Annotated in this window: 18 protein-coding genes and 1 riboswitch; of the genes, 12 read left to right on the top strand and 6 right to left on the bottom strand. The window is 72.1% G+C overall.

Annotation, left to right across the window (positions count from 1 at the left end):
- Positions 1 to 9: 9 nt before the first annotated feature.
- The 6 genes from FH610_RS12450 to FH610_RS12425 all read left to right on the top strand — a co-directional run bounded on the left by FH610_RS12450 (position 10) and on the right by FH610_RS12425 (position 8,711).
- Positions 10 to 2,520, top strand: coding sequence for a primosomal protein N' (locus tag FH610_RS12450; RefSeq protein ID WP_240808914.1), 2,511 nt, complete (start codon positions 10 to 12; stop codon positions 2,518 to 2,520).
- Between the two features lie 40 nt (positions 2,521 to 2,560).
- A complete protein-coding gene (locus FH610_RS12445) occupies positions 2,561 to 4,228 on the top strand; it encodes a hypothetical protein (RefSeq protein ID WP_139574471.1) in 1,668 nt (555 codons plus the stop codon).
- A gap of 23 nt (positions 4,229 to 4,251) precedes the next feature.
- Positions 4,252 to 5,493, top strand: a complete 1,242-nt coding sequence (locus tag FH610_RS12440) for a hypothetical protein (protein WP_139574470.1) — start codon at positions 4,252 to 4,254, stop codon at positions 5,491 to 5,493.
- Positions 5,494 to 5,539: 46 nt separating this feature from the next.
- Positions 5,540 to 6,088, top strand: coding sequence for a peptide deformylase (def, locus tag FH610_RS12435; protein WP_139574469.1), 549 nt, complete (start codon positions 5,540 to 5,542; stop codon positions 6,086 to 6,088).
- Positions 6,088 to 7,017, top strand: coding sequence for a methionyl-tRNA formyltransferase (gene fmt / locus FH610_RS12430; protein WP_139574468.1), 930 nt, complete (start codon positions 6,088 to 6,090; stop codon positions 7,015 to 7,017). The genes def and fmt overlap by 1 nt, the downstream gene beginning before the upstream one ends.
- A gap of 182 nt (positions 7,018 to 7,199) precedes the next feature.
- Positions 7,200 to 8,711, top strand: coding sequence for an RsmB/NOP family class I SAM-dependent RNA methyltransferase (locus tag FH610_RS12425; RefSeq protein WP_139574467.1), 1,512 nt, complete (start codon positions 7,200 to 7,202; stop codon positions 8,709 to 8,711).
- A 12-nt stretch (positions 8,712 to 8,723) separates the two neighbouring features.
- Here the strand turns inward: FH610_RS12425 and FH610_RS12420 are convergent, their stop codons facing one another.
- On the bottom strand, positions 8,724 to 9,404 hold the full coding sequence (locus FH610_RS12420; RefSeq protein ID WP_205825717.1) for a redoxin domain-containing protein: 681 nt from the start codon (positions 9,402 to 9,404) through the stop codon (positions 8,724 to 8,726).
- 10 nt (positions 9,405 to 9,414) lie between these two features.
- Here FH610_RS12420 and FH610_RS12415 point away from each other — a divergent pair, with 10 nt between their 5' ends.
- Both FH610_RS12415 and rpe read left to right on the top strand, forming a co-directional pair.
- Positions 9,415 to 10,722 (top strand): MFS transporter, encoded by a 1,308-nt coding sequence (locus FH610_RS12415; RefSeq protein WP_205825716.1) that lies wholly within the window; start codon positions 9,415 to 9,417, stop codon positions 10,720 to 10,722.
- Between the two features lie 84 nt (positions 10,723 to 10,806).
- Positions 10,807 to 11,478 (top strand): ribulose-phosphate 3-epimerase, encoded by a 672-nt coding sequence (gene rpe / locus FH610_RS12410; protein WP_139574464.1) that lies wholly within the window; start codon positions 10,807 to 10,809, stop codon positions 11,476 to 11,478.
- Positions 11,479 to 11,607: 129 nt separating this feature from the next.
- Here rpe and FH610_RS12405 read toward each other — a convergent pair whose 3' ends face one another.
- The 5 genes from FH610_RS12405 to FH610_RS12385 form a co-directional block, all read right to left on the bottom strand.
- Positions 11,608 to 12,639 (bottom strand): ABC transporter ATP-binding protein, encoded by a 1,032-nt coding sequence (locus tag FH610_RS12405; RefSeq protein ID WP_139574463.1) that lies wholly within the window; start codon positions 12,637 to 12,639, stop codon positions 11,608 to 11,610.
- A complete protein-coding gene (locus FH610_RS12400; RefSeq protein ID WP_139574462.1) occupies positions 12,636 to 13,700 on the bottom strand; it encodes an ABC transporter ATP-binding protein in 1,065 nt (354 codons plus the stop codon). Before FH610_RS12400 ends, FH610_RS12405 begins: the two co-directional genes overlap by 4 nt.
- Positions 13,701 to 13,756: 56 nt before the next feature.
- On the bottom strand, positions 13,757 to 14,737 hold the full coding sequence (locus FH610_RS12395; RefSeq protein ID WP_139574461.1) for an ABC transporter permease: 981 nt from the start codon (positions 14,735 to 14,737) through the stop codon (positions 13,757 to 13,759).
- A gap of 78 nt (positions 14,738 to 14,815) precedes the next feature.
- Complete coding sequence (locus FH610_RS12390; protein ID WP_139574460.1) at positions 14,816 to 16,609, bottom strand: ABC transporter substrate-binding protein; 1,794 nt, start codon at positions 16,607 to 16,609, stop codon at positions 14,816 to 14,818.
- A gap of 32 nt (positions 16,610 to 16,641) precedes the next feature.
- Positions 16,642 to 17,661, bottom strand: a complete 1,020-nt coding sequence (locus tag FH610_RS12385; protein WP_139574459.1) for an ABC transporter permease — start codon at positions 17,659 to 17,661, stop codon at positions 16,642 to 16,644.
- 340 nt (positions 17,662 to 18,001) lie between these two features.
- Positions 18,002 to 18,153, top strand: a riboswitch (FMN riboswitch).
- Positions 18,154 to 18,285: 132 nt separating this feature from the next.
- Here FH610_RS12385 and ribD point away from each other — a divergent pair.
- From ribD to FH610_RS12365, 4 genes are all read left to right on the top strand, one after another.
- Positions 18,286 to 19,437, top strand: coding sequence for a bifunctional diaminohydroxyphosphoribosylaminopyrimidine deaminase/5-amino-6-(5-phosphoribosylamino)uracil reductase RibD (ribD, locus tag FH610_RS12380; protein WP_240808913.1), 1,152 nt, complete (start codon positions 18,286 to 18,288; stop codon positions 19,435 to 19,437).
- Positions 19,438 to 20,046 (top strand): riboflavin synthase, encoded by a 609-nt coding sequence (locus FH610_RS12375; RefSeq protein WP_139574458.1) that lies wholly within the window; start codon positions 19,438 to 19,440, stop codon positions 20,044 to 20,046.
- A gap of 73 nt (positions 20,047 to 20,119) precedes the next feature.
- A complete protein-coding gene (locus FH610_RS12370; protein ID WP_139574457.1) occupies positions 20,120 to 20,755 on the top strand; it encodes a nicotinamide mononucleotide transporter family protein in 636 nt (211 codons plus the stop codon).
- Positions 20,752 to 22,011, top strand: coding sequence for a bifunctional 3,4-dihydroxy-2-butanone-4-phosphate synthase/GTP cyclohydrolase II (locus FH610_RS12365; protein ID WP_139574456.1), 1,260 nt, complete (start codon positions 20,752 to 20,754; stop codon positions 22,009 to 22,011). Before FH610_RS12370 ends, FH610_RS12365 begins: the two co-directional genes overlap by 4 nt.
- The last annotated feature ends 20 nt before the right edge of the window (positions 22,012 to 22,031 follow it).

Genomic DNA, 22,031 nt, shown 5'->3' with positions numbered 1-22,031 from the left:
GACGGAGACGTGACCGAGCCGACCCGCGCCCCGCATCCTCAGGAGGCGCTCCTTCCGGCGCCCCCGGCCGCCCCGCAGCGGCCCACCGAGCGGACGCGGGGAGGCACCGAGCGGACGCGCGGGACGGCTGAGCGGGCGCGCGGAAGCGCAGGGCGGGCGGGCGCGTCCAAGGGCGCGCGCGAGGCGGCGCCGAACCTTCCCGTCGCCAGGGTCGTCGTGGACACGCCGCTGCCGCACCTCGACCGGCCCTTCGACTACCTCGTGCCCACCACGATGGACGCCGAGGCGGTGCCCGGCTGCCGGGTGCGCGTCCGCTTCGCCGGGCAATTGGCCGACGGCTACCTGCTCGAACGGCTCTCCGAGAGCGAGCACGAGGGCCGGCTGTCCTTTCTGGAGCGGGTGATCTCCCCGGAGCCCGTCCTCACCCCCGACATCGCGCGGCTGGCCCGCGCCGTGGCCGACCGGTACGCCGGGACCATGTCCGACGTCCTGCGTCTGGCCGTTCCGCCGCGGCACGCCCGGGTCGAGGCCGAGGCGAGGACCCCCGCGCGCCGGGCGGCTTCCCCCGGCGCCGCCGACGGCGACGCATCCCCGCCTGCCACCGGGCCCGTACGCGCGACGGCGGACGCCGGTGGCCCGCGGTCAAGCCCCGTCGAGGGCGCGGGGCCCGCAGAGCAGAATGCGGGATTCACAGAGCAGAATGCGGGATTCACCGGGCAGGATGCGGCCCACGAAGACGCGGCACCCGCGGCGGCGATCCACGCGGTGACGCTCCATGGGGAGGCGACGCCAGGGGAGGCCGTGCCACACGAGGCCGTGCCACACGAGGCCGTGCCACACGAGGCCGTGCCACACGAGGCGGCGGGGCGGCGGGCGGTGCGGGCCTACGGCGACGCCTGGAGGGCCTACCCGGCGGGTGCCTCCTTCCTGGAGGCGCTGGCCGAAGGCAGGGCGCCGCGCGCCGTGTGGACGGCCCTGCCCGGCACGGACGCCGGCGGGCCCTCGTGGCCGCACGCCATCGCGGCCGCCGCGCGGGCGACGCTGGACGGCGGCAGGGGCGTCGTCGTGGTGGTGCCCGACGGCAAGGACGTGGCGCTGGTGACCGCGGCGCTGGGGGAGACGCCGCACGTGGCGATCACGGCGGACCTCGGGCCCGCGGAGCGCTACCGGCGGTGGCTCAAGGCGTTGCGCGACGAGATCGGGATCGTGGTGGGCAACCGCCCCGCGGCGTACGCGCCGGTGGCCCGCCTCGGGCTGGCGGTCGTCTGGGACGACGGCGACGACCTGCACGCCGAGCGCCACGCGCCCTACCCGCACACGCGGGAGGTCCTCGGCCTGCGGGCGCACCAGGCCGGGGCGGGCCTGCTCGTCGGCGGCTACGCCCGCACCGCCGAGGCCACGGCGCTCGCCGAAACGGGCTGGGCGGCCCCGCTCGTCCCCGACCGGACGGCGGTCAGGGCCCGGGCGCCCCGGGTGCGCCCGGCGGGCGACGACGCGGAGCTGGCCCGCGACCAGGCGGCCAGGGCGGCCCGCCTGCCCAGCCTCGCCTGGCGGGCGCTGCGGGAGGGACTGGAGCACGGTCCCGTGCTCGTCCAGGTGCCGCGCAGGGGCTACCTGCCCGCGCTGGCGTGCCGCCACTGCCGCGCCCCCGCCCGCTGCTCGGGCCTGCCGCCGGTGCGCCCGGTCCCGGCGCCCGGGGCCGCGGAACCCGTGCTCGCGGAACCCGTGCTCGTAGAACCCACGGCCACCGGACCCGTGTGCTCGGGCCCGCTCGCGCTGCGCGGCGGGCACGCCGTGCCCTACTGCCGCTGGTGCGGCCGGATCGCGGGCGACTGGCGCTGCCCGTCCTGCGGCGGGACCGGCGTGCGGGCCGTCATCGTGGGCGCGCGGCGCACCGCCGAGGAGCTGGGCCGGGCCTTTCCTTCGGTGGCCGTGCGCACCAGCGGGCGCGACGGCGTGCTCGCGACGGTGAGCGGCGCCCCCGCGCTGGTCGTGGCGACGCCAGGGGCCGAGCCGGTGCCGGACGGCGGCTACGCGGCCGCCGTGCTGCTCGACGGATGGGCGCTGCTGGGCCGCCCCGACCTGCGCGCGGCCGAGGAGGCGCTGCGGCGCTGGACGAACGCGGCCGCCCTGCTGCGGCCCGCGGGCGAGCTGGTCGTCCTGGCCGACGCCGCGGTGCCCGCCGTACAGGCGCTGCTGCGCTGGGACCCCGTCACCTTCGCCGAACGCGAGCTCGACGAGCGGGCCGAGCTGGGTTTTCCCCCGGCCGTGCGGATGGCGACGCTGACGGGCCCGGGCGCGGCGGTCAGGGAGACGCTGGCGGGCGCCGGGCTGCCTCCCGGGGCGCAGGTGCTGGGCCCGGTGCCGGTGGAGGACGGGCTGGAACGGGCCATGGTCCGGGTGCCGCGCCACCTCGGGTCCGCGCTGGCCCGCGCGCTCAAGGGAGCCTCCGGTGTGCGCTCCGCGCGCAAGACGCCCGACGTGGTACGTGTGAACATTGATCCGCTCGACCTCATCTGACCGATTCGCCTCGCACAAAGCGAGCCGTTAGCGTGCCTGTGTGTCGATCGAATGGGTGAACCGGGCCGTCGACGGCCTGCGCGCCTGGGGGCGCGAGCGGAACGTCGAGGTCGACGTCGACGAGGTACGTCTGCTGTGCGACTACGCCAGCGACTACCTGGAGGTGAACGAACTGGGCGATTTCCGGCCGGGCACCTTCGAGGAGCTCCTGCTGGAAATCTACCCGCGCAAGGTCATCGCACCGCCGGAGAGCGCGCCGGAGACGGTCGCCGCGGCGCGGACACTGGTCGAGTTCCTGCTGGACACGGGCGAGATCGGCAGCAAGACGGCCGCCCGGATGCGGGAGACCATCGACCGCATCGAGCCGGAGATGCCGCAGGCGCTCGCGGACACGTCCAAGTTCGGCATGGCCAAGAGCCTGTTCAGCGCCATCGGGCCCGACTCCCTGGAGCTCGACGCGGCCCGGGGGGTGGGGACCCAGGGCGCGGCGGACGGCGACGAGTGCGACTGCCCCGGCTGCGCGCCCCTGCCGCCCGTACGGCTCGCGCCGCGCGAGGATGTGGCGCTGGCCGTGCGCGAGGTGCCGCTGCTGCGCGACGCCCACCGGGTGGTGACGTGGCTGGTGGAGGGCGGCCGCACGGTGACGACGCGCCGGTCGCTGCGCGTCAGGGACGCGCGGGCGTGCACGGCCGAGCTCGGCGTCGAGTGTCCAGAACCGGCGTGGCGCCTCGCGCTCGACCTGGGCCTGGCCCGGCTCGACGGCACGGCCGTCGTGGTCGCGGAGGACTTCCGTGAGCTGGACGCGCGCGGTGAGGACGAGCTGCTCGACCTGTGGCGGTCGGCGCTGGAGTTCCTCGTCGAGAGGTCAGTGCCGCTCACCGGGGAGGCGGTGGTGGACGAGGGGATGTCCCAGATCCACGACCTGCTCTACCGGCTGCAGTCGCCCGTCCCGGTGGACGCGCTCGCCGACTACCTGCGCGAAGTGGCCGCCGGGCGGCCGGTCGGCAGGCTGGACGAGGCGCTGAGCGCTCTGGCGTACGCGGGAACGGTCCAGCGCACCGAGGACGGCCTGGCCCTGACCTCGCACGCCCTGTGGGGCCTGCGGGAGGTGTACGCCGGCATGGGCCTGGACGCGCCGCTCGCGCCCGCACCGGCCGAGGGCGACGCGAGCGGGCTGATCGCCGGCCTGATCGGCGACGGCACGGCGGACGAGGCGGCCGAGCGGGACATCGCCGAGTGGCTGTCGCGGCGCACCCCGGAGCAGGCGGCGTCGGAGCTGCTCGCCGCCGTGGCCGGCGCCCCGGCGGAGGTGCGCGGGGTCGCCGTGACCATCGTGGACCGGCTGGGCGTCGAGGCGGCGCCGGTCGTGCGGTCCTACCTGGACGACGCCGAACTGCGCCCGCACGCCATCCACTGGCTGTCCTCGCGGGGCCTGGACGCGCCCGCGCTCACCCCCGAGGAGGTTCTGTGGGTGAGCGTCGACATGCTCGCGCTCGCACTGCCCGCCGCCGAGGCCGACCCGGAGGGTTTCGCGGAGAACATCGCGGCCTCTGGGCCGCCCGCGCATCTGATCGAGGACATGTGGCGGGTGGACCACCCCGACGTGGTCGAGGTTCTCGAACTGCTCGGCAGCACGCTGCCGGACCAGGCGGCCGCCAAAGCCGCCCGGAAAGCGGCGTTCAAGGCTCGTTCGCGGGGCATCAGGTGACTGCTGTGCAGTAAGTTGCTGGAATGGCCGACAGCGACGTGCTCACCTTCCCGCCGGTCGACATCGCCCCCGACGAGCAGCTCGTCCACGCGGTGCGGGAGGTCCCGCTCGTGCGGGACGCCCGCCGCATCGCCAAGTGGGTCGGGGCCCGGTGCGCCGCCTCTCCCCGGGGTGTGTGCGAGGTGACCGAGCAGGGGCTGCCGCACCCCGCCGAGGCCGAGGCGGTCGTCGCCGAGCTGGGCCTGGAGGCAGCCAGGCTGCGCCTGCTGTGGGTGGTCGCGGTCAACGGCCGTCTCGTGGAGGTCACCCGGCAGGGCGCCCGCCCCGGGCCCGGCGTGCCCGACCCCATGGAGTTCTGGGACGGCGTGGTCATGGACGTGCTCGACCGGACCGAGGAGGGCCTGACCGGGTCGGCCGTCGTCGACGAGCACCTCACCGAGATCCTCGCGACGATCTACTCGGTGCGTGAGGGCATGCCGCTCGCCGCCCTGGCTGGCGGCATCCTCCAGGCCCACGAGGTGGGCTGCGAGGCGCGGCCTGCGGACCTGCGGCGGCTGCGGATGACCCTGCCGGGGGAGCTGGCGGCGGCCATGGCGCTGCTGGAGTACTGCGGGCTGATCGAGCTGAGCGGGGAGCTCGTCCGGCTCAGCCAGCCGGGCGTGTGGGCCGTGCGCCGCGACCTGCTGAGGGAGGGGCACGACGCGCCGTCGCTCGGCGAGGTGGCCGCGCTCGCCGAGCTGGGCGCCGCCGACCTCATCGACGCCATGCTGACCGGCCGGGCCTCCGCCAGCGCCGCCACGCTGTGGCTGGAGCGCCGGGTGCCGGAGGACGCGGCGCGTGAGCTCATCAAGATCGCCGCGTCGGGCAACGCCGCCCAGCGCGGCACCGCGGGGACCGTGCTCGAGGAGCTGGGCCCGGAGGCCGCGCAGGCCGTGCGGGAGGCCCTGGACGAGCCGATGATGTGGCGCTACGCCGCGGCCTGGCTGGGCGTGCGGGACCTGGAGGCACCGGCCCTCGGCGAGGGTGACGGGGCCTGGGTGGCGGTGGACACCCTCGCCGCCCTGCTCTACATCGGCGCGCCGGTCGACTCGGTGGCCCATTTCGACCTCCTCGGGGAGGATCTGCTCACGCTGGTGCCCGAGATGGGCCGGGCCGACCATCCCGACGCCCTCGCGGTGCTGGAGATGCTCGGCAGGCACCATCCCGATCCGCTGATCGCGAAGACCGCCAGGAAGACGGCGATGAAGGTGCGTTCACGCCCGTAGACTGGGGTGATCCTCCTCGTGTACGTGACGTGAACGGAGCCAACCCTTGGCCATTCAGCCGATCCGCCTGTTCGGCGACCCGGTGCTGCGCACTCCGGCCGAGCCGGTGGTCGACTTCGACAAGGAACTGCGCAAGCTCGTCAAGGACCTGACCGACACGATGATGGACGCGCCGGGCGCGGGCCTTGCCGCGCCGCAGATCGGCGTCGGCCTGCGCGTGTTCACCTACTACGTGGACGATCAGCTCGGGCACCTCATCAATCCCGAACTCGACCTCGGCGGCGAGACGGACGAGGAGGGCGAGGAGGGCTGCCTGTCCTTCCCCGGCCTGACCTTCCCGACGCCCCGCGCGATCAGGGCGGTGGCCAAGGGCTTCACCATGCACGGCGAGCCGGTGACGATCGAGGGCACCGACCTCATGGCGCGCTGCTTCCAGCACGAGACCGACCACCTGGACGGCGTGCTGTTCATCGACCGGCTGGACGCCAAGCAGCGCAAGCTCGCCATGAAGGCGATCCGCGAGGCCGAGTGGAGCGGCCTGTCGGCACCGGTGGTGAAGATCTCGCCGCACGCCACGCAGGGAAGGGCCCTGTAGTGCGCCTGGTCTTCGCCGGCACGCCCGACACCGCGCTCCCGTCGCTGCGCGCCCTGCTGGACTCGCCCCGTCACGAGGTGGCGGCCGTGGTGACCCGGCCGGACGCGCAGTCGGGCCGGGGACGCAAGGTGCACCCCAGCCCGGTGGCCCAGCTCGCGGAGGAGTCGGGGATCGAGGTGCTCAGACCGGCGAAGGCCGGAGACCCGGAGTTTCTCGACCGGCTGAGGGCGATCGGCCCCGACTGCTGCCCCGTGGTCGCGTACGGCGCCCTCTTGCCGCAGGCAGCGCTCGACATCCCCCCGCAGGGGTGGATCAACCTGCACTTCTCCGTGCTGCCCGCCTGGCGCGGCGCGGCGCCCGTGCAGCACGCCGTGCTGCACGGCGACGACGTCACCGGCGCCTCGACCTTCCGCATCGTGAAGGAGCTGGACGCGGGGCCGGTGTTCGGCGTGCTCACCGAGCGGATCCGTCCGGACGACACGAGCGGCGCGCTGCTGGCCCGGCTCGCGGAGGCGGGGGCGGGCCTGCTGCTGGCCACCCTCGACGGCGTCGAGGACGGCACGCTTGAGGCGCGTCCGCAGCCCGCGGACGGCGTCAGCCTGGCCCCGAAGATCACGGTCGAGGACGCCAGGATCGACTGGGCCGCGCCCGCCATGCGGGTGGACCGGCTGGTGCGGGCCTGCACTCCGGCTCCTGGTGCGTGGGCCGAGTTCCGCGGCCAGCGGGTCAAGATCGGCCCGGTGCGGCTCGCGCCCGACGCGGACAAGCTCGCCCCGGGAGAGATCGCGGCCACGCGGAAGGCCGTCCTCGTCGGGACCGGCACCCACCCCGTGGAGCTCGGCGAGGTGCAGCCGCAGGGCAAGCGGCAGATGAGTGCGGCCGAATGGGGCCGCGGCGTCCGGTTCGCGGACGGTGAGACCCTGGTCTGAAGGGCCCCGCCCGCCGGGATCCCGGCCCCGGCACCGTGCCGGGCGGACGGCATGGCGGGTAGCGGAGAGCGGGCCGCTGAGCCGGAGCCGTCTCGGTGAGCGGCGGAGCCGAAGGCAGCGGATCAGCGAGTGACAGGGTCGTAGGCGGCAGCGTCGAAGGTGGCAGGGTCGAGGGTGACACCGTGAAGCAGGGCAGAGGTCAGGGCGGCGGCGGGCGGCGCGGCCAGGGGAGCGGCCAGAGCGGCGGCACTGGTGGCGGCACTGGTGGCGGCAGAGGGCAGGGCCGCCCGGGACACGGCGGCAGGGCGGGCCACGGCGGGCAGGCCGCGCACGCGGCTAAGGCCGGGCAGCCGAGGCAGGGCCGCGGGCGCCCGCCCCGCGACGAGGCGCGCAACGCCGCCTACGACCTGATGCGGGCCGTCGACGAGCGCGACGCCTACGCCAACCTGCTCATGCCGACCCTGCTGCGGCAGCGGCGCATCACGGGACGCGACGCGGCCCTCGCCACCGAGCTGGCGTACGGCACGCTGCGCGGCCTCGGGACCTACGACGAGGTCATCGCCGCGTGCAGTGATCGGCCGCCTGAGGAGGTGGACCCGCCGCTGCTCGACGCGGTGCGTCTCGGGGTCCACCAGCTTCTGCGCACGCGGATCCCGCCCCACGCGGCGGTCAGCGCCACCATCGACCTCGTACGGCTGCGCGTAGGGCCGGGCCCGTCCCGCTATGCCAACGCCGTGCTGCGCAAGGTCGCGGGCCGCACGCTGGAGGAGTGGCTGGAGATCGTCGCCCCGCCGCGGGCGCAGGACCCGGTCGGCAACCTGGCGGTCACCTACAGCCACCCGCGCTGGATCGTCACCGCCCTGCGCGACGCGGTGGGCGGGGACGTGGACGAGGCGGCCGCGCTGCTGGAGGCCGACAACGAACGGCCCCGCGTGGCACTGGTGGCGCGGCCGGGACGGGCCACGGTGGAGGAGCTGGTCGCGGCCGGGGGCGAGCGGGGCGCCTACTCGCCGTACGCGGTCTACCTGCCGGAGGGCGACCCGGGCTCCATCCCCGCGGTGGGGGAGGCGCGGGCCGCGGTGCAGGACGAGGCCAGCCAGCTCGTCGCGCTCGCGCTGACCCGCGTGCCGCTCGACCGGGACTCCACCTGGCTGGACATGTGCGCCGGCCCCGGAGGGAAGGCCGGGCTGCTCGACGCGGTGGCCGCGCAGCGGGACGCCCGGCTGCTCGGCGCCGACGTGCAGTATCACCGCGCCCGGCTGGTGTGGGGCACCACCCGCGAGGCGAAGGTGATCACGGCCGACGGCACGCGGCCCGCCTGGCGGCCCGGCGCGTTCGACCGGGTGATGCTCGACGCCCCCTGCACCGGGCTCGGCGCCCTGCGCAGGCGGCCGGAGGCCCGGTGGCGGCGCGACCCCCGGAGCATCCCCGAGCTCACCGCGCTGCAGCGGCGGCTGCTCGACTCGGCGCTGGAGGCCGTCCGCCCGGGCGGCGTCGTGGCGTACGTGACCTGCTCGCCGCACCTGGCCGAGACCCGGGCCGTGGTGGAGGACGTGCGCGACCGCGTCGAGGTGCTGGACGCCCGCGCGTACCTGCCCGAGGTGCCCGGCCTCGGCGACGGCCCGTACGCGCAGTTCTGGCCGCACCGGCACGGCACGGACGCGATGTTCCTGGCGCTGCTGCGCCGCTCCTGACAGGGATCGTCGTCATCGACCGCGGACGAGGGCGAGCATCTCATCCACTGAACCGGCCGGATCGCTGATCGGAAACTGCACCGCCCGGATGATCGCGTCGGGGTCGACCAACAGGGTGAGGCGCTTGAAGCGGTCGACGCCGGCCGTTCGGAAGGTCGGCAGCAGCAGCCCGGCGGCGAGTTTGCTGTCCTGGTCGGACAGGAGGGGGTAGGACAACCTCGCGTGCGTGACGAAGGCTGCCAACTGGTCGGGGCGCTGGGTGCTCACGCCTCGGATCGTGGCACCTGCCGCCTCGAAGTCGGCACACCGTGACGCGTAGGTGAGAGCCTCCAAAGTGCACCCCTTCGTCCCCGGGATGTCCGCCCAACCGGGCGGGTAGCCCTGAGTGCCCGGGGCGAAGGCGCCGGGGAAGAAGTAGAGCACGGTCCAGACGCCCGCCGCGTTGGGCGTGACCGGCTCGCCGTCATGTCGCTCCAGCACGACATCCGGCATTTTCCGGTTGACCAGCTCGCGCACGCGACGGCTCTCGGCGGACCCGCCCTCGCTGGTCGCGGTCAGCGCCCCATCGCCCATCACATGTCTGGCGCCCCAATCCTGCAGGGCGATGAGCGCCGGCAGCAGGCCTTCACCCTTCGTGGTCAGCACGTAGTCGTAGCGCGGCGGGCGATCGGAATAGGGCCGCCTCTCGAGCAAGAGGCGCCGGATGGGAATCGACAGTGGAGGTGGGGCGGGCGTCTTCTGGCGGTGGTGGACGGCCGGCACGACCAGCGCGGTCGGCTCGGCGGTAGGCGCAGTGGCGCTGCCGCTGACGGCCTTGACGGTGCTCGACGCCTCCGCGCTCGAGATGGGCATGATCGCCGCCGCCGGTTACGTCGCCTGGATCGTGATAGGCCTGCCCGCCGGGGTGGTGGTGCAGCGACTCCCCATGAGAAGGGTCCAGGTCGGCGCCGACCTGATCCGCGCGGCGGCGGTCGTCTCCATCCCGCTGACCTGGTGGCTGGACCGGCTGACGATCGCCCAGCTGGTGATCGTGGCCCTCGTGATGAGCTTCGCGAACGTCGTCTTCGACGTCGCCAACTCGACCTTCCTGCCGTCGATCGTGACCAAGGAGCAGTTGCAGTCCCGCAACAGCCTGACGTCCGGCACCCATGCCACTACTCAGCTCGGTGGGCCGTCGGTCGGCGGCCTCGTCGTCCAGGTGCTCGGGGCGGTGCCCACCCTCCTCGTCGACGCGGCCGGCTACCTTGTCTCAGCCCTGCTGCTGCGGACCCTGCCCGAACGCCGCGCAGAGGCCCCCGACCGCTGGCCACCGGTGCGCGCGATGATCCGCGAAGGCTGGCGCTTCGTCGTGCACCACCCGGTCATGGGTCCGTGCATGTGGGCCGCCACCGCGGCCAACACGGTCTGCGGGGCACAGCACGCGCTCTACGCGTTGTACCTCGTACGCGAGCTGCACGCCGAACCCGGCCTCGTCGGCCTGCTGCTGGCGGCGGACGGCGTCGGCACGCTGATCGGCGCGGCTTTGACGAACCAGGTCACGGCCAGGCTCGGCACCGCCCGCACCCTGATCGTCGCCGGCTTCGTCGCGGTCGCCGGGGCGCTCGTCGTTCCCCTCGGCACCGGTTGGCAGGGCTTCGCCGCATTCGCCGCGGGCAACGTGGTATTCGCCGCCGGCGTCGTGATGCTCAGTGTGGTGACCCGCACGTACCGGCAGATCGCCAGCCCGCCCGACCTGCTGCCTCGGGTGATGGCCACGGTCCGCTTCGTCTCCTGGGGTGCGATCCCGATCGGCGGGTTGATCGCCGGACTGATCGCCGGGGTGCTCGGCGGCCGGGTCACCCTGATGATCTTTGTCGTCGCGGCCGTCTGCATACCGCTGGTCCTGCTGGCCTCGTCGATCCGGCACCTGCGCGACCTCACCGACTATCAGCAGAGCGACGAATCCACCGGCTCGCCATCGCATCGCCGGCAGCTCGCCCCTGACGTCCAGGCGGACACATCCAACCTGTAAGCCCAGGTACGCGAACTCTCGCCTGTCGACGGGAGCCGGACACAGGGCCGGGCGGACGCCCGGGCGAAATAGACTGCAGGCACTATGGCCGTTCAGATCTCGCCCAGCATCCTGTCCGCAGACTTCGCCCGCCTCGCCGACGAGGCCGCACGGGTGGAGAACGTCGCCGACTGGCTCCACGTCGACGTGATGGACTACCACTTCGTGCCGAACCTGACGCTCGGCCTGCCGGTCGTCGAGTCGCTGCTGAAGACCACCTCGACGCCGATCGACTGCCACCTCATGGTCCAGGACCCGGACCGGTGGGCGCCGGACTACGCGGAGGCGGGAGCCGCCAGCGTCACCATCCACGCGGAGGCGGCCAAGGCCGCCGTGCGTACGCTGCGGGCGATCCGCGCCGCGGGGGCGAGGGCCGGTCTGGCGCTGAACCCGGCGACCGCCGTCGAAGGGTACGAGGACCTGCTGCCCGAGATCGACATGTTGCTCGTCATGACCGTCGAGCCGGGCTTCGGCGGGCAGCGCTTCCTCGACATCGTGCTGCCGAAGCTGGCGCGGGCGCGGGCGCTGATCGACAAGTACGGCGGCGAGGTGTGGCTCCAGGTCGACGGCGGCGTCTCCGTGGAGACGATCGAACGCTGCGCCGAGGCCGGGGCCGACGTCTTCGTGGCGGGCAACGCCGTCTACGGCGCCGACGACCCCGCCCGCGCCGTCGCGGAACTCCGCAGCCTCGCCGAGCGGGCCACCCCGCCCGCCTGAGCGGACGCTCCCCTGCCCGGGAAAGCCGCCTCCTTATCGGTCCGTCAGGCCGTGCCGTACGGCACGGCCTGACGAGGCGAGCGCCCGCTCGGCGGGCTCACTCACCGGCTGCGAACCCGTGTGCTCGCGTCAGGCGAGGGCGGGGTCGAGGACCACGTCCTCACCCTGCGTGGTGGGCGCCTCGGGGAAGTGGCAGGCGGTCAGGTGACCCTCGCGGTTGCCGCTGAGCCTGACCAGGGGCGGCACCTCGGTGGCGCACTTGTCCTGGGCCTTCCAGCAGCGCGTGCGGAACCGGCACCCGGACGGCGGGTTGATCGGCGAGGGCACGTCTCCGGCCAGGCGGATGCGCTCGCGCGGCTCGCTCGACACGTCCGGCTCGGGCACGGCCGACAGCAGGGCGTGCGTGTACGGATGCCGGGGCCGCTCGTAGATCGACTGGCGGTCGCCGATCTCGACGATCTTGCCGAGGTACATGACGGCGACGCGCTGGGAGAAGTGCCGTACGACGGCGAGGTCGTGCGCGATGAACAGGAACGCGATGCCGAGGTCGCGCTGCAGTTCCTGCAGCAGGTTGACCACCTGGGCCTGGATGGAGACGTCCAGCGCCGACACCGGCTCGTCGGCGATGATGAGCTTGGGGTCGAGCGCCAGGGCCCGGGCGATCCCGATTCGCTGCCGCTGACCGCCGGAGAACTCGTGCGGGAAGCGGTTGAAGTGCTCGGGGTTGAGTCCGACGATCTCCAGCAGTTCCTGGACCCGCTTCTTGCGCCCGCCGGACGGGTTGATGTCGTTGACCTCCATCGGCCCGCGGATGATCGTGCCCACGGTCTGGCGCGGGTTGAGCGAGCTGTAGGGGTCCTGGAAGATCATCTGGATCTCGGGGCGGATCGGCTTGAGCCGCTTGCGCGAGCTGTGGCTGATGTCCTGGCCCCGGTAGAGGATCTTGCCCGAGGTCGGTTCGAGCAGGCGGGCCGCCAGGCGGCCGGTGGTGGACTTGCCGCAGCCCGACTCGCCCACCAGACCGACGGTCTCGCCCGCGCCGACCGTGAGGTCGACGCCGTCCACCGCGTGGACGGCCCCGACCTGACGCTTGATCAGCGTGCCGCCCCGCACGGGGAAGTGCTTGACCAGCTCCTTGAGCTCCAGCAGCGTCTCGTTCATGCGCGGTCCTCGGTCTTCGCGGTGCGGAGTTCCCTCTTCTGCTCGAGGGTGAGGTAGCAGGCGTCGCCGTGCCCGGTCTCCGGGGAGATCGACGGCCGCTGGTTGAAGCACAGCTCCGGCCCGGCGAGCTTCGGATAGTCGCAGCGCGGGTGGAACGGGCAGCCGGACGGCGGGTTCAGCATGCTCGGGGGAGTGCCGCGCACCGGCCTCAGCGGGACGTCCACGGACGAGTTCAGGCGCGGCATCGACGACAGCAGGCCCCAGGTGTAGGGGTGGCGCGGCTCGCGCAGCACCTCGCGGACGGTGCCGCGCTCGGCCGCCCGGCCGGCGTACATGACCAGGACGTTGTCGGCGGTGCCGGCCACGACGCCGAGGTCGTGGGTGATCAGGATGATCGCGGTGCCGAACTGCTGCTGAAGCTCCTTGAGCAGGTCGAGGATCTGCGCCTGCACGGTCACGTCGAGCGCGGTCGTCGGCTCGTCGGCGATGAGCAGGTCGGGGTCGCACACCAGCGCCATCGCGATCATCGCGCGCTGCCGCATGCCGCCGGAGAACTCGTGCGGGTAGTGGTCCACCCGCGTCTCCGGCTGGGGGATGCCCACGCGCCGGAGCATCTCGATGGCCCGGTCGCGGGCCTCCTTCTTGCTCGCGCCCTTGTGCTTGCGGTAGACCTCGCCGATCTGCCGGCCGATCGTGTGGAACGGCGACAGCGCGGTGAGCGGGTCCTGGAAGATCATGGCGACGCGGTTGCCGCGGAGTTTCTCCATCGTGCCGCGGCCCGCCGAGATCAGCTCCTGGTCCTCCAGCCAGATCTCCCCGCCGATCTTCGTGTGGGCGGGGTCGTGCAGGCCGAGGATGGCGAGGTTGGTCACCGACTTGCCCGATCCGGACTCGCCGACGATGCCGAGCGTGGTGCCCTTCTCCAGATCGAAGGACAGGCCGTCGACGGCGTGCACGATGCCGTCCTCGGTGCTGAACTCGACGCTCAGGTCGCGGACGGACAGGAACGGCCCGGGGCCGCGCGAGGTCCCCGGCTCGCCGCTCCACGACACGGTGGTCACTTGCTGCTCCAGTTCCCGGTTCGACTTGGTTGGGCGTTCGACGTGATGGGCGGGGCTCAGCTCAGGCGGACCCGCGGGTCGATGAACGCGTAGAGCACGTCCACGACGATGTTCAGCAGGACGATCGCCGCCGCGCCCACGATGGTCACGCCGAGCAGCATCGGCAGGTCGGTGTTCTGCACGGCGCGTACGGCCAGCTCGCCGATGCCGTGCAGGCTGAACGTCTGCTCGGTGATGATCGCGCCACCAAGGAGCGTGGCGAGGTCGACACCGAAGATCGTGAGGATGGGGATCATCGCGCCGCGCCAGGCGAACCGGAAGAACACCGACCGGCTCGACATGCCCTTGGCGCGCGCCGTGCGGACATAGTCCTCGGCGAGCTGCTCGACCATCTGGGAGCGGGTCATGCGGGTGTAGTTGGCGGTGAAGATGATCGACAGCACCACCCACGGCAGCATCAGGTGGGTGAACCAGTCCAGCGGGTTCTCGGTGATCGGCACGTAGGACGGGCGCGGGATCAGCTGCATGGTGTCCACCAGGTAGAACGCCAGCAGCGGCCCGACGAAGTAGATCTGGAGCGAGGCCCCGATGACCGACGAGGAGCTGGCGATCTTGTCGAGCGGCTGCCCGACCTTCCAGGCCGCGATCATGCCGGTGAGGATGCCGAACGCCAGGATGACCACCGAGGCGCCGAGGGTGAGCGACACCGTCACCGGGAAACGGTCGACGATGGCGCTGAAGACGGGCTCCTGGGTGGCGAAGGAGTAGCCGAGGCAGGGCGCCGGGCAGGAGCCGAACTGGACGAACTCCCGGCCCGCGAAGATGCCGACCAGCCAGTGCCAGTACTGCACGAACAGCGGCTCGTCCATGCCCAGGTTGTGCCGGATCAGCGCCAGCGTCTCGGGCTGGCAGATCTTGCCGCAGAACGCCCGGGCGGGGTCACGCGGGACGGCGTAGAAGAGGTAGAACGTGATCGCGCTGATGATCATCAGGATCACGAGTGCGCCGGCGACGCGGCGTACCAGATAGCTGGTCATGGTCTCGCACTTGCTCCTGAGGGCGGGACGGGCCTGGGGCCCGCCGCCCCGCGGAGGGGCGGCGGACCCGGGTTGCCGCTACTTGACGAAGATGTCGAGCGCCGACTGCTCGCCCTCGACCGGGTCGAACTTGACCCCGCCGAGGCCCGAGCCGTACAGGCCGAAGTAGGTCTGGTAGAACTCGGGGACGATCGCGGCCTGGTCCATGATCTGCCGGTCGATCGCGGCCCACGCCTTGCCCGCCTCGGCGGCGTCGGCGATCGCGTTGGCCTTGTCGATGGCGTCGTTGATCTCCGGCATGTTGAGGTGCGTGTAGTTCGGCTGGTTGTCGGAGATCAGACGGCCGTCGTACTGCGGCTGGATCGCGGTCGAGCCGGTCGGCCAGTCGGCCGCCCAGCCGCCCCAGTAGATGTCGTACTTGTTGTCCACCGGGCCGATGGCGTCGTAGTAGGTGCCCGCGTTCAGCGGCTTGGCCACCACCTTGAAGCCGGCCTTGCCGAGCGCCTCCTTGATGGCGACGGTGACCTTCTCCTGGGTCGGCGTCTGGTTGTAGGCGTAGACCACGGTCGGGTTCGGGTTGCCCGCCTTGGCGAGCAGCGCCTTGGCCGCCTCGGGGTCGCCCTCGGGCTTCTGGAGCTTGTTGTACAGGTCGAACGCCTCGTAGCCGAGCACCGTCGGGCTCATGACCGTCGTGGCGATCTTGCCGGCCGAGATCTCACCACCCTGGAGCTGCTGGATCTGCTTGGACGGCCAGGCCGTGATGATGGCCTTGCGGACGTTGACGTCGGTGATCCGCTTGGTGTTGATGTTGTAGAAGGTCGTGAACGGCGTCAGGCCCTGCAGCGACCGCTTCATCAGCTCGGGGTCGTTCAGCACCTCCTGGGTGCGCTCGGGCGCGACCGGGTTGTGGAAGGTGAACGCCTGCTTGTCGTTGCCGGCGTCGGCCATGAAGCGCTCGGTGGTCTGCTGCGACTGAAGGCCGAACTCCATGTGGAACTTGTCCGGGTAGGCGTGCCGGATCGGGTCGGTCTTCGGGTCCCAGTTCTCGTTGCGCTCCAGGTCCATCGACTTGTCCGTGATGTGGCTCACGATCTTGTACGGACCCGAGGAGAACGGCTGCTTGTCGTACTTCTGCTTCGTGTCCTGCGCCTTGGGCACGGCGCCGTAGCCGGTCATGGCCACGGTGAAGTTGAAGTCGGGGTGCAGCCCGTTGAGGTGGAAGATCACCGTCTTGTCGTCCGGAGTCTCGATCGTGTCGAGCTCCTTGCCGTCGTACGGGCCCTTGTACTGGTCGCGGAACGGCTTCTTCGGGTCCGGGACCAGCCAGGTCTCGGCGTAGTCCGGGCCCTCCGTGATGAAGTCGGCGAACAGGCGCTCGAAGCTGTACTTGATGTCACCGGAGGTGATCGGCGTTCCGTCCTGCCACTTCAGGCCGTCCTTGAGCGTGAACTTCCACGTCTTGCCGTTGTCGGTGGTGGTGCCGGTGTCGGTGGCCAGGTCGCCGACGAGCTTGATGTTGCCCGAGTCGTCGTGCTTGTACGCGGTGAGCTGGCGGGTGAACAGGTGGGACACCGAGGAGTTGTAGTTCACGTAGACGCGGCCCGGGTCCAGGTGGCTGAAGTCGTCCCGGTCGATCATGTAGACCGTGCCGCCGGACTTGGCGCCCTGCACCTCGGGGGCGGGGCCGGTGGAGTCGGCCGCGGTGCCGACCGAGATGGCGCTGACGGCCTTGTTCTCCAGCGGCTTCTGGGAGGCGCCCCCCGCGCTCTGGGGCGCTCCGCCCCCTCCGCCCTTGGCGCAGCCGGCCAGGGCCAGCGCGCCCGCCGCGAGCACGGCCGTCATCGAGGCGATCCGCCTGCTATGGGATCTCATGTGGTCCTTCCTATGGGGGAGAGCGCGCGTGGTCAGCGCTTTGTCTTGGGGTCGAAGGCGTCGCGGATGGAGTCCCCGAGCAGGTTGAAGGCGACGACGAAGATCAGCATCGACACGCCGGGGAACAGGAGGTAGGTCACGTCGGAGTGGTAGACGTTCGCGCCCACCTGGAACATCCGGCCCCAGTCGGGGGTGGGCTCGGTCATGCCGACGCCGAGGAAGCCGAGACCGGCCTCGGCGCCCACGTACAGCGGGAGCGCGAGCGTGGCCTGGATGATGATCGGCGTCCAGAGGTTGGGCAGCAGTTCCTTGAAGATCACCCGCGCCGGCGACGCACCGGTGACGCGGGCGGCCTCCACGAACTCACGAGCCCGCAGCGACAGCACCTGGGCGCGCAGCAGGCGGGCGATCGTGGCCCAGCCGAGGACGGTGAGGACGACGCAGATGGACACGTAACGCAGCCAGACCGGCGTCTCCTCCTCGGGCAGCACGAACGCCGCCTCGACGACCGGGAGGAAGACGATGAGGAAGAGCTGCGAGGGAAAGGCGAGCAGCGTGTCGATGACCCGCCCGATCACGTAGTCGGTCTTGCCGCCGATGTAGCCCGAGGTGATGCCCATCGCGATGCCGATGATCGTGGACACCACGGTGACGATGACCGCGATGCTCAGCGAGGTGCGGATGCCGTACACGAGCTGCGTGAACACGTCGCGGCCCAGGCCCGGCTCCAGCCCGAACCAGAAATCGCCGCTCACGCCGCCGTTGGGCGCGATGGGATAGCCGAACTCGTTGAGCAGGCCGGGCTGATTCTGGCCGTAGGTCGTGTACGGGTCCTTGCCGTACAACGCCGCGATCACGGGAGCCAGAAGCGCGATCAGGAAGAACGCGAGCACGATGATCGCCGAGACCACGCCCGTCTTGTCGCGCCGGAAACGGCGCCACATGAGCTGGCCGGGCGAGCGGCCGACGACGGCGGAACCGGAACCGGCCGTGCCCGCGGTGTCCGCGGACTCCGCGGCGGCGTCGGTCGCGGTCGAGGAGGGGAACGTCATGGTGCGGTGCTCCCGGATGGACCATTAACGATCGGAAGAGATCCGACTATAGGGAACCCTGGCAACTAATTTTGCGGGGGTCAATCACTTGAGGCGGGTAGTTCGCCACTTGCCTGCTTCGTTGTGCAAAGTAAATCACCTTGTGTCCTGCGACCGCATTGACCTCGGTATACGTGGCACGGAACACTACTTATTACACAAATGCTTTTGTGTCACAGCTTTGTGACACAACCCGCACATGGTTGAGACCAACCGCATCCGGTTAACCGTGTGCCGCAGATCACCACAATCCCGCCCTAGGGCAACGTGCCGGGCATGGCTACACTGACGGGTAGCAGAGCAGCGTGCTCCGGGGTCGGTGTAATTCCGAACCGGCGGTGACACCCCTGTCCCCAGGGGTGACAGTCCGCGACCCGGCCGAAGCCATCGGCCGGTGGACCTGGTGAGATTCCAGGACCGACGGTGAAAGTCCGGATGGGAGGAAGCGCGCGAACGGGCGGCCGTGGTGTCGCCGGGCGGCCGTGTGGCCGCGCCGGCAGCGAGGCCGTCCGTGCAGGTGATGCGAGGCCGCATCCCGAAGGATCCCCGGGGCCCGCCGTAGACAACGGCGAGAGGAAGACCGGGGTGACCTCAGCGGACATCCTTCACATGCGGCGCGCGATCGCGCTCGCCGCCCGGGGCCTGGGCGGCACCAGCCCCAATCCCGTCGTCGGCTGTGTGATCCTCGACCCGTCGGGCGAGGTCGCGGGAGTGGGCTTCCACGCCTACGCCGGCGGCCCGCACGCCGAGGTCGTGGCGCTGCGCGAGGCCGGCGGCCGGGCCAGGGGCGGCACGGCCTACGTGACGCTGGAGCCCTGCAACCACACCGGCAGGACCGGCCCCTGCTCCGCCGCCCTCCTTGAGGCGGGCGTGGCCCGGGTCGTCGTCGCCGTCTCCGATCCCAACCCGAAGGCCGCGGGCGGCGCCGCCGTCCTGCGGCGGCACGGCGTCGTGGTGGACGAGGGCGTGCTGGCCGCCGAGGCCGAGGAGGTCAACGCGGCCTGGCTGACCTACGTGCGGGCCGGCAGGCCGTACGTGACCTGGAAGTTCGCCGCCACCGTGGACGGCCGGTCGGCGGCCGAGGACGGCACCAGCCAGTGGATCACCTCGCCCGAGGCCAGGGCCGACGTGCACCGCCTGCGGGCCGAGAGCGACGCCGTCGTCGCCGGCATCGGCACCGTGCTCGCCGACGACCCCCGGCTGACCGTCCGGCTCACCGCCGGCGTCCCCGCCCCTCCGCGGGCGGCGCCCGTGCTGCGCGTGGTCGTGGACTCGGGCGCCCGCACCCCGGCCGCAGCCCGTGTCCTGGACGGCGAGGCGCCGACGCTGGTCGCCGTGGCCGAGGACGCGGCCGTCCCCGCCCACCTGTCCCCCCACGCCGTACGGCTCCCGCGCGTCCCCGGCGGGATCGACCTGCACGCCCTCCTGGCCGAGCTGCACGACAGGCAGGTCGTGAGCGTGCTGATCGAAGGCGGGCCCGCCCTCGCCGGCGCCTTCCTCCGCGAGGGCCTGGTCGACCGGGTCGTCGGCTACCTCGCCCCGGCGCTGCTGGGGGCGGGGGCGGCCGCGCTCGGCCCCGCGGGCGTCTCGACGATCACCGAGATCCACCGGCTGGAGTTCGCCGAAGTCACCCCCGTCGGACCGGACCTCAAGCTGGTCCTGCGTCCGAAGTCCCCTGTGTTTCCCAACCCTGTGTCTTCAAAGTCCTCCGGCCCGCAGTCCCCTAAGGAGAGCTGAATGTTCACCGGAATCGTCGAGGAGCTCGGCGAGGTCGTGGCACTCGAGCCGCGGGGCGACTCCGCGCGCCTCACGGTGCGCGGCGCGGTCGTCACCGCCGACGCCGGGCACGGCGACTCGATCGCCGTCAACGGCGTCTGCCTCACGGTGGCCGACGCCGAGGGGGACTCCTTCACCGCCGACGTGATGAAGGAGACCCTCGACCGGTCCTCGCTCGGGGCCCTGAGCCCCGGCTCACGCGTCAATCTGGAGCGCGCCGTACGGGCCGACCAGCGGCTCGGCGGGCACATCGTGCAGGGCCACGTCGACGGGACCGGGGAGGTGCTGTCGCGCGAGCCCGGGGAGCACTGGGAGGTCGTGCGGCTCTCGCTGCCCGCGAACCTCGCCCGGTACGTCGTGGAGAAGGGCTCGATCGCGGTGGACGGCGTCAGCCTCACCGTGGCCGGCGTGACGGACGACTCCTTCTCCGTCAGCCTGATCCCCACCACCCTCGAACTCACCACGCTCGGCCGCAAGAAGCCGGGCGAGCCGGTCAACCTCGAGGTCGACGTGATCGCCAAATACGTCGAGAAGCTCACCGCGGCGACCGTCAAGGGGGTTTCGGCATGAGCGAGCGCAGCGAGCGAATCATCAGGCACAGCGTCTGGCGAATGCCATTCCGAGCCGAAGGCGAGGAGGCGGCATGAGCTGGACCGACGCGGCGGCCTTCTACGCGTTCGGCAAGCCCGTGCTGTGGACCGACCTGGTGGGCAACGTGTGCGCGCTGGGCACGGTCTGGCTCGCGATCAGGAAGACGATCTGGACCTGGCCGGTGCAGCTCGTCGGTTCCGTGCTGCTGTTCGTGGCCTCGATCAGCGCGCACATCACCGGCAACGCGCTCAAGCAGGCGCTGTTCGGCATCCTGGCGATCTACGGCTGGGTGAAGTGGTCGCGCGGCACGCGCGGCGGCGCGGAGCTGCCGATCCGCTCGGCGCGCGTCCGGGAGCGCGTGGCGCTCGTCAGCGTCATGATCGCCGGGACGGTCGCGGTCGCGCTGCTGTTCGTCTTCCTCAACTCCCGGGGCTGGAAGATCTCCTGGGCGCCGTGGCCCGACGCGTACATCTTCGTCGGCAGCGCGGTCGCCACCTGGGCGCAGGGCAGGGCCCTGGTCGACTTCTGGATCATCTGGGTCGCCGTGGACCTCGTGGGGGTGCCGCTGGCGTTCAACTCCGGGCTCGTGGTCTCCGGCCTGGTCTACGGGGTGTTCTTCGTCATGGTGTTGATCGGGTTCCGCGGCTGGCTGCGGCAGTCGCGCGAGTTGCGGGCGGTGACCGCGTGAGTGTGATCAGGCTGGACCCGATCGAGCGGGCCGTCAACGACATCAGGGACGGCAGGCCCGTCGTGGTGGTGGACAACGAGAACCGTGAGAACGAGGGCGACCTCATCTTCGCGGCGTCGAAGGCCACGCCCGAACTGGTCGCCTTCATGATCCGCCACACGAGCGGCGTCATCTGCGTCGGCATGGAGGGGGCCACGCTCGACCGGCTCGGCCTGCCGCTGATGGTGCAGGACAACCGCGAGCGCCTGCGCACCGCGTACACGATCAGCGTGGACGCCAGGGACGGGGTGACGACGGGCATCTCCGCCGCCGACCGGGCCAAGACGATCAGGACGCTGTGCGACTCGGCCACCGAGCCGTACGAGCTGGTCCGGCCGGGGCACATCTTCCCGCTGCGCTACCGCGAGGGCGGCGTGCTGGTGCGGCCGGGGCACACCGAGGCGTCGGTGGACCTCGCCAGGCTCGCCGGGCTGACCCCGGCCGGCGCGCTCGCCGAGATCGTCAACGACGACGGCACGATGGCGCGCCTGCCCCGCCTGCGCGAGTTCGCCGACGAGCACGACCTCGCGCTGGTGTCGATCGAGCAGCTCATCGAGCACCGCCGCAGGTCCGAGCGGATGGTCACCCGGGTCGCCGAGACGCGCATCCCCAACCGCTACGGCGTCTGGCGCGCGTACGGCTACGCCAGCGCGCTCGACGGCGGCGAGCACCTCGCGCTGGTGTACGGCGACATCGACGACGGCGAGAACGTGCTCGTCCGGGCGCACTCGGAATGCCTCACCGGCGACGTGCTCGGCTCGCTGCGCTGCGACTGCGGCGTGCAACTCGACACGGCCATGCGCATGATCGCCGAGAACGGGCGCGGCGTGATCGTCTACCTGCGCGGCCACGAGGGGCGGGGCATCGGCCTGCTGGCCAAGCTGCGGGCCTACAGCCTGCAGGACAACGGCAGCGACACGGTCGACGCCAACCTGGAGCTGGGGCTGCCGGTGGACGCCAGGGAGTTCTCCAACGCCGGGCAGATGCTCGCCGACCTCGGCGTGAAGTCGGTGCGGCTGCTGACCAACAACCCGGCCAAGGTGCGCGGCATGGACGGGTACGGCATCAAGGTCCTGGGCCGCGAGGCCATGCCGGTGGCGATGAACCCGTACAACGAGAGGTATCTGACCGCCAAGCGCGACCGGCTCGGTCACGAGATCTCGGGCGACGTCCCCCGGGACATCCACGGCGAGCACTTCGGCAAAGAGGCCTCGTGAGCGAGCGAAGCGAGCGAATC

Origin of the sequence: Microbispora catharanthi, from assembly GCF_006334915.2 — a bacterium.
Lineage (GTDB): Bacteria > Actinomycetota > Actinomycetes > Streptosporangiales > Streptosporangiaceae > Microbispora > Microbispora catharanthi.
This window is presented reverse-complemented; position numbering and strand designations above follow the sequence as displayed.

Coding starts and splice junctions, on each gene's coding strand:
- FH610_RS12415 (WP_205825716.1), top strand. CDS start 9,415: ATGGGAATCGACAGTGGAGGTGGGGCGGGCGTCTTCTGGCGGTGGTGG.
- FH610_RS12375 (WP_139574458.1), top strand. CDS start 19,438: ATGTTCACCGGAATCGTCGAGGAGCTCGGCGAGGTCGTGGCACTCGAG.
- FH610_RS12390 (WP_139574460.1), bottom strand. CDS start 16,609: ATGAGATCCCATAGCAGGCGGATCGCCTCGATGACGGCCGTGCTCGCG.
- FH610_RS12385 (WP_139574459.1), bottom strand. CDS start 17,661: ATGACGTTCCCCTCCTCGACCGCGACCGACGCCGCCGCGGAGTCCGCG.
- FH610_RS12395 (WP_139574461.1), bottom strand. CDS start 14,737: ATGACCAGCTATCTGGTACGCCGCGTCGCCGGCGCACTCGTGATCCTG.
- rpe (WP_139574464.1), top strand. CDS start 10,807: ATGGCCGTTCAGATCTCGCCCAGCATCCTGTCCGCAGACTTCGCCCGC.
- FH610_RS12440 (WP_139574470.1), top strand. CDS start 4,252: ATGGCCGACAGCGACGTGCTCACCTTCCCGCCGGTCGACATCGCCCCC.
- FH610_RS12370 (WP_139574457.1), top strand. CDS start 20,120: ATGAGCTGGACCGACGCGGCGGCCTTCTACGCGTTCGGCAAGCCCGTG.
- FH610_RS12405 (WP_139574463.1), bottom strand. CDS start 12,639: ATGAACGAGACGCTGCTGGAGCTCAAGGAGCTGGTCAAGCACTTCCCC.